Source organism: Methylobacterium sp. J-001 (genome assembly GCF_022829565.1).
Lineage (GTDB): Bacteria > Pseudomonadota > Alphaproteobacteria > Rhizobiales > Beijerinckiaceae > Methylobacterium.
The window spans coordinates 99,849-113,992 of sequence record NZ_JAKSYN010000051.1 but is presented as its reverse complement, the minus strand read 5'-3'; the positions used below and the strand labels follow the sequence as shown (position 1 = coordinate 113,992).

Annotated in this window: 18 protein-coding genes and 1 tRNA gene; 12 read left to right on the top strand and 7 right to left on the bottom strand. The window is 67.9% G+C overall.

The window, feature by feature from the left end:
- On the bottom strand, positions 1 to 831 hold an 831-nt coding region (locus MKK65_RS05665), incomplete at its 3' end, for an NAD-dependent epimerase/dehydratase family protein (RefSeq protein WP_243956187.1).
- Between the two features lie 277 nt (positions 832 to 1,108).
- On the opposite strand from MKK65_RS05665, the gene galU reads away from it, so the two are divergent.
- Positions 1,109 to 1,975: a UTP--glucose-1-phosphate uridylyltransferase GalU gene (gene galU, locus MKK65_RS05660; RefSeq protein ID WP_058190136.1), complete on the top strand. Its 867-nt coding sequence runs from the start codon at positions 1,109 to 1,111 to the stop codon at positions 1,973 to 1,975.
- Between the two features lie 249 nt (positions 1,976 to 2,224).
- On the opposite strand, the gene MKK65_RS05655 is transcribed toward galU, so the two are convergent.
- Complete coding sequence (locus MKK65_RS05655; protein WP_243956181.1) at positions 2,225 to 3,127, bottom strand: N-formylglutamate amidohydrolase; 903 nt, start codon at positions 3,125 to 3,127, stop codon at positions 2,225 to 2,227.
- A gap of 209 nt (positions 3,128 to 3,336) precedes the next feature.
- Here MKK65_RS05655 and cpdR point away from each other — a divergent pair, with 209 nt between their 5' ends.
- From cpdR to MKK65_RS05635, 4 genes are all read left to right on the top strand, one after another.
- Positions 3,337 to 3,693, top strand: a complete 357-nt coding sequence (gene cpdR, locus MKK65_RS05650; protein ID WP_007558883.1) for a cell cycle two-component system response regulator CpdR — start codon at positions 3,337 to 3,339, stop codon at positions 3,691 to 3,693.
- 104 nt (positions 3,694 to 3,797) lie between these two features.
- Entirely contained in the window at positions 3,798 to 4,067 is a 270-nt protein-coding gene (gene grxC / locus MKK65_RS05645; RefSeq protein ID WP_058190138.1) for a glutaredoxin 3, read from the top strand.
- Entirely contained in the window at positions 4,060 to 4,917 is an 858-nt protein-coding gene (locus tag MKK65_RS05640; RefSeq protein WP_243956179.1) for a carbon-nitrogen hydrolase family protein, read from the top strand. The genes grxC and MKK65_RS05640 overlap by 8 nt, the downstream gene beginning before the upstream one ends.
- Positions 4,918 to 4,925: 8 nt before the next feature.
- Entirely contained in the window at positions 4,926 to 5,381 is a 456-nt protein-coding gene (locus tag MKK65_RS05635) for a DUF1178 family protein (protein ID WP_243956177.1), read from the top strand.
- Positions 5,382 to 5,400: 19 nt separating this feature from the next.
- Here MKK65_RS05635 and MKK65_RS05630 read toward each other — a convergent pair whose 3' ends face one another.
- On the bottom strand, positions 5,401 to 5,889 hold the full coding sequence (locus tag MKK65_RS05630) for a disulfide bond formation protein B (RefSeq protein WP_243956176.1): 489 nt from the start codon (positions 5,887 to 5,889) through the stop codon (positions 5,401 to 5,403).
- 2 nt (positions 5,890 to 5,891) lie between these two features.
- The gene (locus MKK65_RS05625) at positions 5,892 to 6,473 is read right to left on the bottom strand and encodes a YqaA family protein (RefSeq protein ID WP_243956168.1); all 582 of its coding nucleotides are present in this window, start codon (positions 6,471 to 6,473) and stop codon (positions 5,892 to 5,894) included.
- 135 nt (positions 6,474 to 6,608) lie between these two features.
- Here MKK65_RS05625 and MKK65_RS05620 point away from each other — a divergent pair.
- The 5 genes from MKK65_RS05620 (at position 6,609) to MKK65_RS05600 (ending at position 9,554) form a co-directional block, all read left to right on the top strand.
- A tRNA-Leu gene (locus MKK65_RS05620) sits at positions 6,609 to 6,693 on the top strand.
- Between the two features lie 225 nt (positions 6,694 to 6,918).
- Positions 6,919 to 7,860, top strand: a complete 942-nt coding sequence (locus MKK65_RS05615; protein WP_243956166.1) for an NAD(P)/FAD-dependent oxidoreductase — start codon at positions 6,919 to 6,921, stop codon at positions 7,858 to 7,860.
- Positions 7,857 to 8,774, top strand: a complete 918-nt coding sequence (locus MKK65_RS05610; RefSeq protein ID WP_243956157.1) for a histone deacetylase — start codon at positions 7,857 to 7,859, stop codon at positions 8,772 to 8,774. Before MKK65_RS05615 ends, MKK65_RS05610 begins: the two co-directional genes overlap by 4 nt.
- Positions 8,775 to 8,956: 182 nt before the next feature.
- Complete coding sequence (locus MKK65_RS05605; protein WP_201025692.1) at positions 8,957 to 9,130, top strand: hypothetical protein; 174 nt, start codon at positions 8,957 to 8,959, stop codon at positions 9,128 to 9,130.
- A 181-nt stretch (positions 9,131 to 9,311) separates the two neighbouring features.
- Complete coding sequence (locus tag MKK65_RS05600) at positions 9,312 to 9,554, top strand: hypothetical protein (RefSeq protein WP_243956155.1); 243 nt, start codon at positions 9,312 to 9,314, stop codon at positions 9,552 to 9,554.
- Positions 9,555 to 9,563: 9 nt separating this feature from the next.
- On the opposite strand, the gene MKK65_RS05595 is transcribed toward MKK65_RS05600, so the two are convergent.
- The 3 genes from MKK65_RS05595 to MKK65_RS05585 all read right to left on the bottom strand — a co-directional run bounded on the left by MKK65_RS05595 (position 9,564) and on the right by MKK65_RS05585 (position 12,309).
- Positions 9,564 to 10,724 carry an alanine racemase gene (locus MKK65_RS05595; protein ID WP_243956154.1) on the bottom strand — a complete coding sequence of 387 codons (1,161 nt, stop codon included), beginning with the start codon at positions 10,722 to 10,724 and terminating at the stop codon, positions 9,564 to 9,566.
- Between the two features lie 74 nt (positions 10,725 to 10,798).
- Positions 10,799 to 11,434: a 2-dehydro-3-deoxy-6-phosphogalactonate aldolase gene (locus tag MKK65_RS05590; RefSeq protein ID WP_243956153.1), complete on the bottom strand. Its 636-nt coding sequence runs from the start codon at positions 11,432 to 11,434 to the stop codon at positions 10,799 to 10,801.
- Positions 11,431 to 12,309, bottom strand: a complete 879-nt coding sequence (locus tag MKK65_RS05585; RefSeq protein WP_243956152.1) for a 2-dehydro-3-deoxygalactonokinase — start codon at positions 12,307 to 12,309, stop codon at positions 11,431 to 11,433. The genes MKK65_RS05590 and MKK65_RS05585 overlap by 4 nt, the downstream gene beginning before the upstream one ends.
- Before the next feature lie 272 nt (positions 12,310 to 12,581).
- On the opposite strand from MKK65_RS05585, the gene MKK65_RS05580 reads away from it, so the two are divergent.
- Positions 12,582 to 13,340 (top strand): ABC transporter ATP-binding protein, encoded by a 759-nt coding sequence (locus MKK65_RS05580; protein ID WP_243956151.1) that lies wholly within the window; start codon positions 12,582 to 12,584, stop codon positions 13,338 to 13,340.
- Positions 13,333 to 14,088 carry an ABC transporter ATP-binding protein gene (locus tag MKK65_RS05575; RefSeq protein WP_243956149.1) on the top strand — a complete coding sequence of 252 codons (756 nt, stop codon included), beginning with the start codon at positions 13,333 to 13,335 and terminating at the stop codon, positions 14,086 to 14,088. Before MKK65_RS05580 ends, MKK65_RS05575 begins: the two co-directional genes overlap by 8 nt.
- Positions 14,089 to 14,144 lie beyond the last annotated feature (56 nt).

The window sequence follows — 14,144 nt, the reverse complement described above, 5'->3', positions numbered from 1 at the left end:
GGGGGGGGGGGGGGGGGGGGGGGGGGGGGGGGGGGGGGGGGGGGGGGGGGGGGGGGGGGGGGGGGGGGGGGGGGGGGGGGGGGGGGGGGGGCGGGGGGGGGGGGGGGGGGGGGGGGGGGGGGGGGGGCGGGGGGGGTGGGGGGGGGGCGAGAGGGGGAGGGGGGGGGGGGGGGGCGGGGCGGGCGGGGGCGGGTAGGGGGGGCGGTGGACGTCGAGCCGGTCGCGCCGCCCGAGCGCGGCCTGCGTGGCCACCTTGATCAGGTGCGTCGCGTTCGGGGTCGACTGGCCCGAGCGCCCGGCCGGATCCGCGCCGGCGACGTTGAAGTAGCGCAGCACGACGTACGAGAAGCCGTGGGCGGCCGCCGCGTCGGCGATCATCCACTCGCTCATCAGCTTGGAGCGGCCGTAGGGATTGATCGGGGCGAGCGGCAGGTCCTCGGGCACCGGCACCACCTCGGGCTCGCCGTAGACGGCGGCCGTGGAGGAGAAGATCACGTGGCGCACGCCCGCGCGGGTGGCGGCCTCGATCAGGGCGCGGGTCTTGACCGTGTTGGCGAGGTAGTAGCCGAGCGGGTCGGCGACCGAGTCCGGCACGACGATCCGGGCGGCGAAGTGGGCCAGCGGGTCGATCCGGTGCTGCAGGATGGTCTGGGTGACCAGCGCCTGGTCGGCGACGTGGCCGACCACGAGCTTGACCCCCTCGGGCACGGCGCAGTCGAAGCCGGTGGAGAGATCGTCGAGCACCACGATCTCCTCGTGGCCGGCATCCAGCAGCGCCAGAACCATGTGGCTGCCGATATACCCGGCCCCGCCCGTCACCAGTACCGCCATGTCACCCGCTCCGTAGCCGTTTCGATCGTGCCCGCCGGGAGCCTTGCCCGATGGGGCCGCGACGGGGCAAGGCTATCCGCCGTCGCTTCATCGCACGTTCAAGCGCCGTGTGGGATTCCACTTGATAACGGCGACTTTAGGTGGTCGCAGACGGTATATTTACGGAGCAACGGTTCATACTAACGACGTAGAGGCCTTGCGAAGCATCGTGTTAGGCTATCTCGCTGTCCGAACCTTTGCCCCTGCCGGTCCATTCAGTTTTTGAGGTCGCCGCTTGATGAAACCGATCCGCAAGGCTGTCCTGCCCGTCGCGGGCTTGGGCACGCGATTCCTGCCCGCCACCAAGGCGGTCCCGAAGGAAATGCTCACTGTCGTGGACCGACCGGTCGTACAGCACGTCGTTGACGAAGCGCGCGAGGCCGGCATCGAGCACTTCATCTTCGTCACGGGTCGCGGCAAGGCGGTGATCGAGGACCATTTCGATATTGCGTTCGAATTGGAACACACCCTTCAGGAGCGCGGCAAGACGGCCGCTTTCGAGGAGCTGAAGCGGGATCTCCCCAAGGCGGGTCAGACCAGCTTCACCCGCCAGCAGGCCCCGCTCGGCCTCGGTCACGCGGTGTGGTGCGCCCGCGAGATCGTCGGAGACGAGCCGTTCGCGGTCCTGCTGCCCGACATGTTGAGCCGCGGGTGCATGCAGCAGATGCTGTCGACCTATGAGCGCCACGGCGGCAACGTCATCGCGGTCGAGGAGGTCGCTCCGGAGGAGACGCACCAATACGGCATCGTCAGCGTCGGTGAGACCTATGGTCAATCCTTCGAGATCACCGGGATGGTCGAGAAGCCGAAGCAGGGCACGGCGCCCTCAAACTACATCATCTCCGGGCGCTACATCCTTCAGCCCGAGATCTTCGGCATCCTGGAGCACGGAAAGAAGGGCGCCGGCGGCGAAATCCAGCTCACAGACGCGATGATCGACCTGATGGAAACGCAGGATTTCTTCGGGATGCGCTATGAGGGCCGGACCTACGACACAGGCTCCAAGATCGGCTTCCTCACTGCCAACCTCGCCTACGCGCTGGAGCGGCCGGAACTCGCTGGGCCGTTGAGGGCTGAGATCGCCAAGCTGCTCGAACAAAGCTGAGGCCTTTGCGCAAAACGCGGCGGAGGCATGCAGCTGTTGCGGAGGCGAGCGCGAATTAAGCCTTGCTTCTTGTGCGTCGCACTTTAATTTGTGCATTGCGAGATCGCGATGGCGTCGCGATCCCGTAGCCCTTCTTGGGCGTTTCCTCCCTAGACTTCGGGCCGCTCCTTCGGGAGTGGCCTTTTTTCTTGCCTTGCTCCCCAGTTCAGGCTCGCGTCGGGTTTGCTCGGCAGGTGAACGGTGAGGGGCCTATTCGGCCGCCATCCTGCGGGGCGTCAAGTCGCCGAGATCGGCCGCGACCGTCGCGATGACCGTCCGCAACGCCTTCACGAGGCTCGGAAAATCCGGCGTCATCGCGAGGCTCGCCTCATTCATGTAGAGGGCCCGGTTCACCTCGATCTGCAGGGCGTGACGCCCGAGATTCGGCTCGCCATAATGTTCGGTGATGAAGCCGCCAGCATAAGGCTTGTTGCGCACAACGCGGAAGCCCTGTGCCCGGAACGCCGTCTCGAACGCCTCGATCAGGCTGGGCGCACAGGCCGTTCCGTACCGGTCCCCCAGAACCATATCGGCTTTGACCTCGGCATCACGCCCGAGACTCGAGGACGGCATCGAGTGGCAATCGATCAGGACGCAGTGGCCATGGAGGCGCGCCGTCTGTTGGATCAGGCTGCGGAGGACCCGGTGGTAAGGCTTGTACAAGGCCTCGATCCGGGCGGTCGCCTCGCTGACCGGCAGCCGCCGCGCATAGATCTCTTGACCATCGGCCACGACGCGCGGGACCGTGCCGAGGCCGCCCGCCACCCGCATCGATCGCGTGTTGGCGAAGGGCGGCAGCCGTCCGTCGAACATGCGCGGGTCGAGCTCGAACGGCTCGCGGTTCACATCCAGGAAGGCCCGCGGAAAATTGGCCCGCAGGAGCGGAGCGCCGAGTTCGACCACCGAGGCGAACAGGCGGTCGACATACGCATCCTCCGACCGGCGCAGGCTGAGCGCATCCAGTCGCGAGGCCGCGATGAAATCCGAGGGGTAGACGGCGCCGGAATGGCCGGTATTGAAGACGAAGGGCAGGGTGTGCGTCGCCGGCGCGTCGACCGCGAAGGCCGGGGCAAAACCGAAGACATCGGGCTGTACCGTTTCGGGCGCGGTCATTGGGTTTGTGCAGGCCCCGGCGGTTGGAAAAACGCGGCGGATACGCACTGTGGTATGCGAATGGTCGCCTGTCCACTCTGGTGCAGACGGCCCACACGTCCGTCTCGGGGACGTGCGGCGCCGGCTGCGGGCTCAAATCCTAACACCTTGTTTACCATCGCCTCCCTTTATGGGATCAACATTTCGACTCGAGGGCTCGGAAACGGCCGATGAAAATCCTGCTGGCGGAAGACGACAACGACATGCGCCGGTTCCTGGCCAAGGCGCTGCAGAACGCGGGCTACGACGTCCTGTCCTTCGACAACGGCCTGTCGGCCTATAACCGGCTGCGCGAGGAACCGTTCGAGCTGCTGCTGACCGATATCGTGATGCCCGAGATGGATGGCATCGAGCTGGCGCGGCGCGCCACCGAGCTCGACCCGGACATCAAGGTAATGTTCATTACCGGCTTCGCTGCCGTCGCGCTGAATCCGGACTCCAAGGCCCCCAAGGACGCCAAGGTCCTCTCCAAGCCGTTCCATCTGCGCGATCTCGTTAACGAGGTCGAGAAGCTGATGGCCGCCTGACCGGCACAGAGTGCCGACAGCTTCGGCTGTGACCACGCGGGCATAGGTATTTTCACGGGCGCGCTCCTATATGGTGGGAGCTTCCGCGCGAGACGACGAACGCCATGCAGCCGGTCACGATCTACACCACGGCCTGGTGCCCTTATTGCTCGGCGGCCAAGAGCCTGCTGAAAGAGAAGGGCGTTGCCTTCCAAGAGATCGATGTGGAGCGTGCCCAGGGTGCGCGGGCCACGATGGTCGAGCGCGCTGGTGGGCGCACCAGCGTGCCGCAGATCTTCATCGGGCTGACCCATGTCGGCGGCTGCGACGACCTCTACGCCCTCGACCGCGCCGGCAAACTCGATCCGCTGCTGACGGACAAGGCCGATGCCTGAGCGGACGTTCATCGCGGCCTGCGTTCAGATGCGCTCGGGCCGTGACCCGGGCGCCAACCGCGACGCCGCGGTCGCGGGTGTTCGCGAAGCGGCCAGTTGCGGCGCGTCCTATGTGCAGACTCCGGAAATGACCTCCCTGGTCGAGCGGAGCCGCGAACGCCTGTTCGAGCGCGTGACTACCGAGGATCAGGACGCGACCCTCGCCGGTCTGCGGCAGGTCGCCCGCGAGACCGGTACCCTGGTGCATATCGGATCGATCGCAGTCCGATCGGGCGACAAGATTGCCAACCGAGCTTACCTGATCGGTGCCGATGGCGAGATCCTCGCGTCCTACGACAAGCTGCACCTGTTCGATGTCGATCTGCCGAGCGGCGAGCGCTGGCGCGAATCGGCGACCTATACCGGCGGGGCCTGCGCGGTCGTGGCGTCCACGCCCTGGGCGATGCTCGGCTTGACGATCTGCTACGATATCCGCTTCCCGGCCCTATATCGGTCGCTGGCAGAGGCGGGGGCCGAGATTCTCACTGCGCCGGCGTGCTTCACCCGCCAGACCGGCGAGGCCCACTGGCACATCCTGCAGCGGGCGCGGGCGATCGAGACCGGCGCCTTCGTGATTTCGGCGGCGCAGGGTGGCGTCCACGAGGACGGTCGCGAGACCTTCGGCCATTCGCTGATCGTCGATCCCTGGGGGCGGGTGCTCGCGGATGCGGGCGGATCGGAGCCAGGGGTGATCCTGGCCGAGATCGATCTGGCACAGGTCGCGGATGCCCGGGCGCGGATCCCGGCGCTGCAGCACGCACGCGCGTTCACGGTCGAGCGCATCGGGCCTCAGGCCGAGGCCGCACAGTAAGCAATAGAATGATCCGGTACAGTCTCGTCTGCGAAGCCGCACACGGCTTCGACAGCTGGTTTCCGTCTTCCGAATCCTACGACGCTCAGGCCGCGCGCGGTCTCGTGACGTGCCCGATCTGCGACAGCGCCAACGTGATGAAGGCCCTCATGGCGCCAAGCGTCGCCCGGACCGATCGCGGGCAGCTTGCGACGCCGGTGGCGCCCCAATCCGACGCCCCGATGCCGATGATCGCCGAGCCCGAGCGCCAAGTGCGGGCTATGCTACGGGCGTTGCGCGAGCAGGTGGTCGCCAATTCCGAACATGTCGGGGCGCGCTTCCCCGAAGAGGCCCGCAAAATCTATTACGGCGAGGCCGAGGGCCGTCCGATCTACGGCGAGGCGAGCCCAGCCGAGGCGCGTGCGCTCATCGATGAGGGGATCGACGTCGCGCCGATCCCGATCATGCCGGACGACCGCAACTGAGCCGCTTCGCGCTGCGCGTTCAGGACCTCACGGCGGCGGTGCCGGAGAAAGAGGCTAGCAGGAAGGACGCAAAGGCGTTCCACCCGGCGAGCGAGATCCCCAGGACCCGCATCGCCGCCACCGAGCAGTCCACCACCCTGGTGCTCTGAAGCGCGTTCAGGAATTCGCCAACCTGACCCGGATTGGCCCCCGTGCCGCCGCCGCAATCGGTCGGCCCCGGCCAGAAACCCCATTCCGCACCGGCATGGTAGACGCCGATCCCGGCCCCATACAGGAGCCCGAGGGCTGCGAGTCCGAGGGCGAGGCGCGCGAGGCGTTCCGGCGCGAAGAGGGCCGCGAGCCCGAGCGGAATAGCGGCATAGTACGGAAGCCGCTCGGTCAGGCAGAGCTTACACGGCGCGTAGCCGTAGCCGTATTGAAGGATCAAGACGGCGCCCAGGATCAGGGCGGACGCGAGGGTAAGCCAGAGGCCCGTTCTCTTGAGGCGCAGCGCCGACGCAACGTTCATGGCTACAGGATCACCTTGAACAACAGGAAGCCGAGGACGACGACGGCGACCGAGATCGCCACGACCGCGTTGAGATGCCGGTCGAGCACGCCGCGGATCTGGACACCGTAGCGACCGAGTAGACCGGCCAGGATGAAGAACCGGGCCCCGCGGGTGACCACGGACAGAACCGTGAACCAGAACAGGCTGTAATGGGCAAAGCCCGACGTGATCGTCACGAGCTTGTAGGGGATCGGCGTCAGACCCTTCAACAGGATCACCCAATGGCCGTAGCGGGCGTAGGAATCCTGGAAGGTCGCCGCGGAATTCTGAAGCCCGTACAAGCGGATGAGCCATTCGCCGACGGAGTCGAACAGCAGCGCGCCGATCGCGTAGCCGACGAGGCCGCCCAGCACCGAGGCGATTGTGGCGATGGTCGCGTAGAGCCAGACCCGATCGGGTCGGCTGACCGCCATCGGCACAAGCATCGCGTCCGGCGGGACCGGAAAGAACGAGCTCTCGGCGAAGGCGACGGCCCCGAGCACGTAGGGCGCGGAGGGCCTGCCGCTGAGCGCGAGGATCCACGCGTAGAGCCGCCGAAGCATTCAACGTCCGGGTTTGAGGGAACGGCGATCCTTTGAGCATAGGCGCCGCGCAATGGCCAGATCGCCTGGTTCGGCAAAAAACAGCGCCGACGCCCTTGGCGCAGACGCCATACCTATGCGAAGAGCCCGACGCGCGCGGGTATGGCGGAATTGGTAGACGCGGGCGACTCAAAATCGCCAGCCGCAAGGCGTGGGGGTTCGATTCCCTCTACCCGCACCACTCCTCGGCTGATGAGGAACAGCCCTGACTGGGCGTTACGGCCGGGAGAAGCCGTCCGCGTCAGTGCGGATAGCAGCCAAGTGCGATGCGAGACGATGCCGTATCACCCGGATAGATGCTCCGGGTCCAACGGTCGCGGTCAATCGTCTCTGACGCGGCCGCCAACCTCCCCTAGTTCTGCGGACAGCAAGACCGACGGGTCTGCTGCCAACGCGGGACAATTCCTTGAGCCAACGCCACCCTGTCGCGATCCTCGGCGCCGGCATGGCCGGTGCGGCGGCGGCACGACGTCTCGCCGAGGCCGGCCACGCGGTGCGCATCTTCGACAAGGGGCGCGACGTCGGCGGTCGGATGGCAACCCGGCATTCGGGCGCGATGCAGTTCGACCACGGGGCGCAGTTCATGCGTGCGCACGGAGCCGCGTTCGCCGCGCGGCTCAACGATTGGGAGCGGCGGGGTATCGTGACGCCCTGGGCGGGGGCAGGCCGCTGGGTCGGCGTACCCGACATGAACGCGCCGGCTCGTGATCTTCTCCTCGGCCTCACGGTCGCGCGCAGTACCACCATCACCAGGATCCGCCGCAATGGAGCGTCCTGGCACCTGACAGACGGTGCGGGTGCCGATTATGGCCCATTCGCCGCGATCGCAATCACGTTCCCGGCCCCCCAGGCCGTCGCGCTGCTTGCCCAATCGGGGCTTGCTCTCCCGGACATCGAGCGCGCCACCTACGCGCCATGCTGGTCGTTGATGCTGGCCGTCGAACAAGCCCCCGCGGAGATTCTGATGAAGCCGCAGGATGGAGCAATCGGGCTCATTGCATTGGATTCGTCGAAGCCCGGTCGACCGGAAGGCTTCCGCCTGACTGTGCACGCAACGCCCGACTGGTCGCGCACGCATCTGGAGGAGCCTCGCGAAGCGATCGTGTCGGCGTTGACGCAATCTGCAGTCGCCCGTCTCGGCACGCCGCTTCGATGGAGCTACGCGGAAGCGCATCGCTGGCGCTATGCCCAGGTCGAAGGGGCCCTCGGCAAGCCCTGTCAGTATGATTCCGGCCTGCACCTGGGCGCTGCCGGCGATTGGTGCCTCGGGCCGCGGGTCGAAGCAGCGCATGACAGCGGTCTGGCGCTGGCGGAGGCGATCCTCGCCGATCTCGGCACGCCGTCGTGATCCCGCCCATCGCTTTTCACCCGGCCTACGAATCGAGCCTGCCGGCCGGGCACCGGTTTCCGATGCGGAAATACGGCCTGCTCGCCGAAACCTTGGTCGCCAAGGGTCTGGCACCGCTCGGATTCGTCACGCCGGATTTGGCGACCGCCGAGATCCTGATCAACGCGCACGATCCGGATTACGTGGCCGCGGTCCTCGGCGTCGCCGTCCCCCGGGAGATCGAGCGGGCCATCGGCCTGCCGGTGGATGCAGCCCTCGTCCGCCGCTCGCGAGCCTCTGTGGGCGGGACGCTCCTTGCCGCCCGACTGGCGCTGGCCGAGGGGCTGGCAGGGAGCGCCGCCGGCGGCAGCCATCATGCGCGGCGGTTGCAGGGCGCCGGCTTCTGCGTGCTGAACGATGTCGCCGTCGCCGCCCGGACCCTGCAGAAAGAGGGGGCCGTCCGGCGTGTCCTGATCGTCGATTGCGACGTCCATCAGGGCGACGGCACGGCAGATTGCCTGGCATGCGATCCGGACCTGTTCACGCTCTCGATCCATTGCGAGAACAACTATCCGGGCCAGAAGATCGCCGGGGATCTCGATATCGGCCTGCCGGACCGCCTCGATGACGTCGGCTATCTGGAGGTGCTGCACGCCCGCCTGCCGCCGCTCCTCGATGCGCTGGTTCCCGATCTCATCTTCTACAATGCCGGGGTCGATCCGCATCGCGACGACCGGCTTGGGCGACTTTGCCTCAGCGACGCTGGCCTGTTCGCACGCGACCAGTTCGTGGTGGCGCAGGCGCGTGCCCGACTCATCCCACTCGTGGCTGTCATCGGCGGGGGCTACGCTCAGGACGTGGACGCCCTGGCACTCCGGCATGCGCTGGTCTTTGAGGCGTTGGCGGCCGAGGCCGCATCCTCCGCGACCCGGTGAGGCACGGATGCATCAGGTCTGCGTGCATGAAGCCGGGCCGCTGAGTCCGAAAGGTTTTGGGAAGGGTCCGCGCTGAGGATCCCGAAGTCACGGATCGATGGGCCTGTGCGCGGTAAGCGTCCTGAACAGCTTCGCCCCAGGTTGATCTGCCCAAGATGCTGTGACGCCGTTGGGAATTCATCATGCTTGCGCGGACCTGGGAGGTTGTGAAGGCGACGCTGGCGGTGGCGGCCTTGATCGCAGCCGCTCTCGTCTCGGCGGACAAGCTCGATCGGCAAAAGGCCCCGGCAAACGCCGCCGCGGCTTTGGCCGAGCCCGTCGCCACCGGGGCGATCACGCCTGGCTCGAGACCCTGATCGCGCCGGACGCGCTTGACCGCCGATCCTATCGGCCCGCGGTCACACATCGCGAGGCGCCGATGGTGCGACAGAATAGGGCATTTGCCGGGGGGATATCTCGGTAGGTCCGGGCGTTCTCGCCCAACTTCCAGACTGGGCCGTTCGGCCCCTTCAAGCACCTTCCAGAGGATCTGTTGCGATGAAGTCGGCCTCGATCGCGCTGCTCGCCCTGATCGCCGGTGCCGTGCCCGCGTTGGCGGATTCCCGAGCCGACCGCGCCGCCTGCACGCCGGACGTCATGCGTCTCTGCGCGTCGCAGATCCCGAACGTCGCGGCGATCACGGTGTGCCTGCGCCAGCAGCGGCCAAATCTCAGCCCCGGCTGCCGCGTGGTGATGGACCAGTCCGCCCGGCCGGTCCGGAGCGTCTCGAACCGGCCCTGAGACCACGCTTCACCAGCCGTTGATGCGCGGCCAGACCGCGCCGGTGAGCCGGCCGCGAACGACTGCATGGTAGCCATCGTGCTGGGCACCGGTGGCGCAGGCATGGTTGGGCAGGATCCGCAGGCGAGCCCCGATCGGTAGATCCGGAAGGGGTGCGGAGGCGCCGGGCCGCACCGCAAGGATGCCGTGTTCCTGGTTCGCGTCCCGCACGATCAGGTTCGGATACGGGCGTCCGGCCAGATCGCAGGCAACGCCGTAGCCCTGGTCCACCGCCTGCCGGGCGGTGCCGCGGTCGCGCGAGAGTGCCATCCAGCCGGCATCCGTGATGATCCAGCCCTTCTCCCGCTGGTGGCCGATCACCGTCGTCAGGACGGTGAGCGCGATGTCGTCTATCCCGCACGACCCGACGCCGGCCTGGAACAGGTCGCCGATCATGAACACGCCGGCCCGGACCTCGGTGATGCCGTCGAGATTCGCCGCGTAGCGCGCTGTCGGGGTCGAGCCGACGCTGACCACCGGGCAGGGCAGGCCCGCCGTGCGCAGAACGGAGGCGGCGGTCAAGGCAGCGCGGCGCTCGGCTTCGGCCGCCGTCGCGAGCGCGGCCGGATCGTTCAGCCCGTAGCTATCGCCGGCATGCAGCAGCACGCCTCGCAGGCACGCACCTTCGGCAAGCACCCGGCCGATCGCCACAAGCTGCTCCGCATCACGCGGATCAACGCCGGAACGGTGCCCATCGGCATCGACTTCGATCAGAACCGGCAGCGGATCGCCGTTGCCGCGGCTCCAGGCCGCTACGGCTGCGGCCTGCTCGATCGAATCCAGGACGATCGCCAGATCCGCGCCCTGGCGCCTCCGGATCGCGCCGACCCGGTCGAGCTTCTGCGGTGCGATCCCCACGGCGTAGATCAGGTCGCGAACGCCGCCCGCGGCGAAATATTCCGCCTCCTTGAGGGTCGAGACGGTGGCCGGGCCGGACGGGCTCGCCATTGCGATGCGGGCGACGGCGAGGGACTTCGCAGTCTTGAGGTGAGGCCGGAGCGATACGCCAAGCCGGTCGAGACGCGCCCGCATCCCGGCCACGTTGGCCGCCAGCTTGTCCGCATCCAGAAGCAGGCAAGGCGTCTCAAGATCGTCGAAGCCGTCCGCCTGCCCGATGCGCCCGTCCGTCATCCACCCGCTCCCGCAATCTGCACCCAGGCGCGCTTCTAGACTTGGGTCGGGTCGCCGTCACGGCGGCGCTGCGGTCAGGCAGATCCGCCAGTCGCTGCAATGAAGGCCGCCGCGTCCCGGGCGACATTGGTTGCCGGCTTGCCGGGGCGGTAGAGGTTCGAGCCCAGTCCGAAGCCGACGGCGCCCGCCGCGCGCCACACGGCGACGCTATCGGGGGTCACGCCGCCGACAGCGAGCACACGCGCGCTGGACGGAAGCACGGCCCGGTGCGCCTTCAGCGCTGCCGGGGTCGCGATATCGGCGGGAAAGAGTTTCAAGGCCGTCGCGCCGGCGGCCAGGGCGGCGAACGCTTCGCTCGGCGTCTGGTAGCCCGGCAGCGACACGAGGCCGGCGTCGACGGTGGCGCGGATCACCGCAGCATCGGTGTTGGGCGAGACGATCAGGGTCCCACCCACCGCCGCGACCTCCGCGACCTGCGTCGGCGTCAGGACCGTGCCGGCGCCGACCAGAGCACGCCCGGCGAAGCGCTCGGCGAGACGTGCGATGCTGGTGAGCGGGTTCGGCGAGTTGAGCGGCACCTCGATCAGGGTGAACCCGGCCTCCACCAGCGCATCGCCGATGGCGGGCGCCTCGTCCGGCGTGAGCCCACGCAGGATCGCCACCAGTGGGCAGGCCGCGAAGGCGACCTCGAAACGGTCGAGGATGGTCATGCCCGCAACCTCCAGATGGCGTGGATGCCGGCCGTGGTCGATCCGTCCGGAACCGTCACGACGTGGCCGCCGGCTTCCCGGATCGCCACGGTGTAGAGCGCGGCCAAGATGCCGCCGCCGAGCAGATGGACCGGACGGTCACCGAGATCGGTGCGCGTCCCGATATCGGCGCCGATCATCACGCCGCTGGCATAGGCGGTGGCGTCCGTCGGAGCCAGCCGGTCGAGCAGCACGCCGGCCCGGACCTCGAACAGGGCCGCGGCGAGGTTTTGCGAGTCCCGTCCGCGGCGAAGGCCGTCCCGGAAGGCGGCGCCGTCCGCCACCGCGCCGTCCAGCATGCCGGCCAGGATACCGTGGTTGCGGACCAGGGCAAAAAGCTCCCCGGTCATCACGGTGGCGAAATCCGTGATCGCGCCGTCCACCGTCTCGATCCACTTGTTGTGGGTGCCGGGCTGGCAGAACAGAGCCGTGGGCGGCGCGGCGCCGGTGCTGATCGCCCCGAGCACCTGAACCTCCTCGCCGCGCATCACGTCCGGGCGCGGCCCGGTTCTGAGGGCGACGCCGGGGATGATCCGTACGCCGGGGGCGACCTCGAGACTCGCGGCGCCGAGAGCCTTCAGCGTCGCGGGCGCGTCGATATAGGGGGCTTCCCGCCAGCCGCGCGTCGATCCGACCATGCCGGCGGCGACGATGGTCTGTGCGCCGAACCGATCCCTCAATGTCGCGACGGCGTCGGGATAGTCGCCGGGGCTGAGCGCGAGGACCCCACGATCATCGTGCAGGGTGTCTACCACGGTGCCGTCGGCGGTCAGCGCGTAGGCGCGCCGGTTTGTGGTCCCCCAGTCGACAGCGATGTAGGCCGTTCGACCGACCATGTGCCCCCCTCGGCTGCGATTTGTCTGAGTTACAGGCGGGCCGGTGGCGGGGTCAAGCGACGGTCCCCGGCGCACCGAGGCTGCGGGATGGGGCAGCCGGCCGCGATTCGCATCGGCATCGGCCCCGGAGATCAGAGCCCTGACCGGAAGCCAAGAACCATCAGCATATCATGAGCCGGGGATTGTCCCGTCGCGCGGACCGTTTGCGATGGACTGGTCACGGCCGGATCGGCGATATGGCAGGCAATAAAACATACGCGGGAGGGACGCGCTTGGCACGGGACGTGATCCTGGCGACCGATGGCTTGACGATGGAATTCAAAGGATTCCGGGCCGTCAACGGCGTCAAGTTGGAAGTCGAGCGCGGAACGATCCACGCGCTGATCGGTCCGAACGGTGCAGGCAAGACCACCTGTTTCAATCTGCTGACGAAGTTCCTCATCCCGACTGCCGGCACCATTCGGTACAAGGATCGGGACATCACCGGGATGCGGGCGGCCGACGTGGCGCGCCTCGGTCTCGTGCGCTCTTTTCAGATCTCGGCGGTGTTCCCGCACCTGACCGTGACCGAGAATGTGCGGATCGCGCTCCAGCGCCGGCGGCGAGGCGATTCGTTCGATTTCTGGCGTCCCGAGAAGGTGCTGCGGGCGCTCGACGGCGAGGCCCTGGCGCTCGTCGAGGCCGTGGGCCTGTCCGAGTTCGCCGACTCGCTCGCGGTCGAGCTGTCCTACGGCCGCAAGCGGGCCCTCGAGATCGCCACCACCCTGGCGCTCGATCCCGAGATGCTGCTCCTCGACGAGCCGATGGCCGGGATGGGCCACGAGGACGTGGACCGGACGGCCCAGCTGATCCGGCGGGTCTCCAAGGACCGGACCATCCTGATGGTCGAGCACAATCTCTCGGTGGTCGCGTCGCTGTCGGACCGCATCACCGTCCTGGCCCGCGGGCAGGTCCTGGCCGAGGGCGATTACGCCACCGTCTCGAAGGATCCGCGGGTGATCGAGGCCTATATCGGGGCGGGACATGCTTGAGACCGCTGTGAAGACGCCTGTTAAAACGTCCTTGCCGGCCCCGGCGACGGACGCCCTCCTGACCGTGCGCGGGCTGGAAGGCTGGTACGGCGAGAGCCACGTGCTCCACGGCATCGATATCGATGTCCGGGCCGGCGAGGTGATCACGCTGCTGGGCCGCAACGGCGCCGGCAAGACCACGACCCTCCGGGCGATCATCGGCATCCTGGGTAAGCGCACCGGTTCGATCGTCTATGACGGCGCTGAGACCATCCGGATGGCCTCGCGCAACATCGCCCGGCTCGGCCTCGGCTACGTGCCCGAGGAGCGCGGCATCTTTGCGAGCCTCACGGTCCAGGAAAACCTGATGCTGCCGCCCCGGGTGAAGCCCGGCGGGATGACGGTGGCCGAGATCCACACCCTGTTCCCGAACCTGAAGGAGCGCGCCGGCAGCCAGGGCACCAAGCTCTCGGGCGGCGAGCAGCAGATGCTCGCCATCGGCCGCATCCTGCGGACCGGCGCCAAGCTGATCCTGCTGGACGAGCCCACCGAAGGTCTCGCGCCGGTGATCGTCCAGCAGATCGGCCGGACGATCCAGCAACTGAAGTCCCAGGGCTATACGATCGTTCTGGTCGAGCAGAATTTCCGCTTCGCGCAGACGCTGGCCGACCGGCACTTCGTCATCGAGCAGGGCAGGGTGGTCGACATGATCCCCAATGCCGAACTTGACGCCAATATCGACAAGCTTCACGCCTATCTCGGCGTCTGAGGCGGACGGCCAATACCCAATAAGCGCCGGAGAACGGCGTCGGACACTCGGCAGGC

Coding starts and splice junctions, on each gene's coding strand:
- MKK65_RS05655 (WP_243956181.1), bottom strand. CDS start 3,127: ATGACCGCGCCCGAAACGGTACAGCCCGATGTCTTCGGTTTTGCCCCG.
- MKK65_RS05590 (WP_243956153.1), bottom strand. CDS start 11,434: ATGACCATCCTCGACCGTTTCGAGGTCGCCTTCGCGGCCTGCCCACTG.
- MKK65_RS05640 (WP_243956179.1), top strand. CDS start 4,060: ATGCCTGAGCGGACGTTCATCGCGGCCTGCGTTCAGATGCGCTCGGGC.
- MKK65_RS05600 (WP_243956155.1), top strand. CDS start 9,312: ATGAAGTCGGCCTCGATCGCGCTGCTCGCCCTGATCGCCGGTGCCGTG.
- MKK65_RS05630 (WP_243956176.1), bottom strand. CDS start 5,889: ATGAACGTTGCGTCGGCGCTGCGCCTCAAGAGAACGGGCCTCTGGCTT.
- MKK65_RS05575 (WP_243956149.1), top strand. CDS start 13,333: ATGCTTGAGACCGCTGTGAAGACGCCTGTTAAAACGTCCTTGCCGGCC.
- MKK65_RS05605 (WP_201025692.1), top strand. CDS start 8,957: ATGCTTGCGCGGACCTGGGAGGTTGTGAAGGCGACGCTGGCGGTGGCG.
- cpdR (WP_007558883.1), top strand. CDS start 3,337: ATGAAAATCCTGCTGGCGGAAGACGACAACGACATGCGCCGGTTCCTG.
- grxC (WP_058190138.1), top strand. CDS start 3,798: ATGCAGCCGGTCACGATCTACACCACGGCCTGGTGCCCTTATTGCTCG.
- galU (WP_058190136.1), top strand. CDS start 1,109: ATGAAACCGATCCGCAAGGCTGTCCTGCCCGTCGCGGGCTTGGGCACG.
- MKK65_RS05585 (WP_243956152.1), bottom strand. CDS start 12,309: ATGGTCGGTCGAACGGCCTACATCGCTGTCGACTGGGGGACCACAAAC.
- MKK65_RS05595 (WP_243956154.1), bottom strand. CDS start 10,724: ATGACGGACGGGCGCATCGGGCAGGCGGACGGCTTCGACGATCTTGAG.
- MKK65_RS05635 (WP_243956177.1), top strand. CDS start 4,926: ATGATCCGGTACAGTCTCGTCTGCGAAGCCGCACACGGCTTCGACAGC.
- MKK65_RS05625 (WP_243956168.1), bottom strand. CDS start 6,473: ATGCTTCGGCGGCTCTACGCGTGGATCCTCGCGCTCAGCGGCAGGCCC.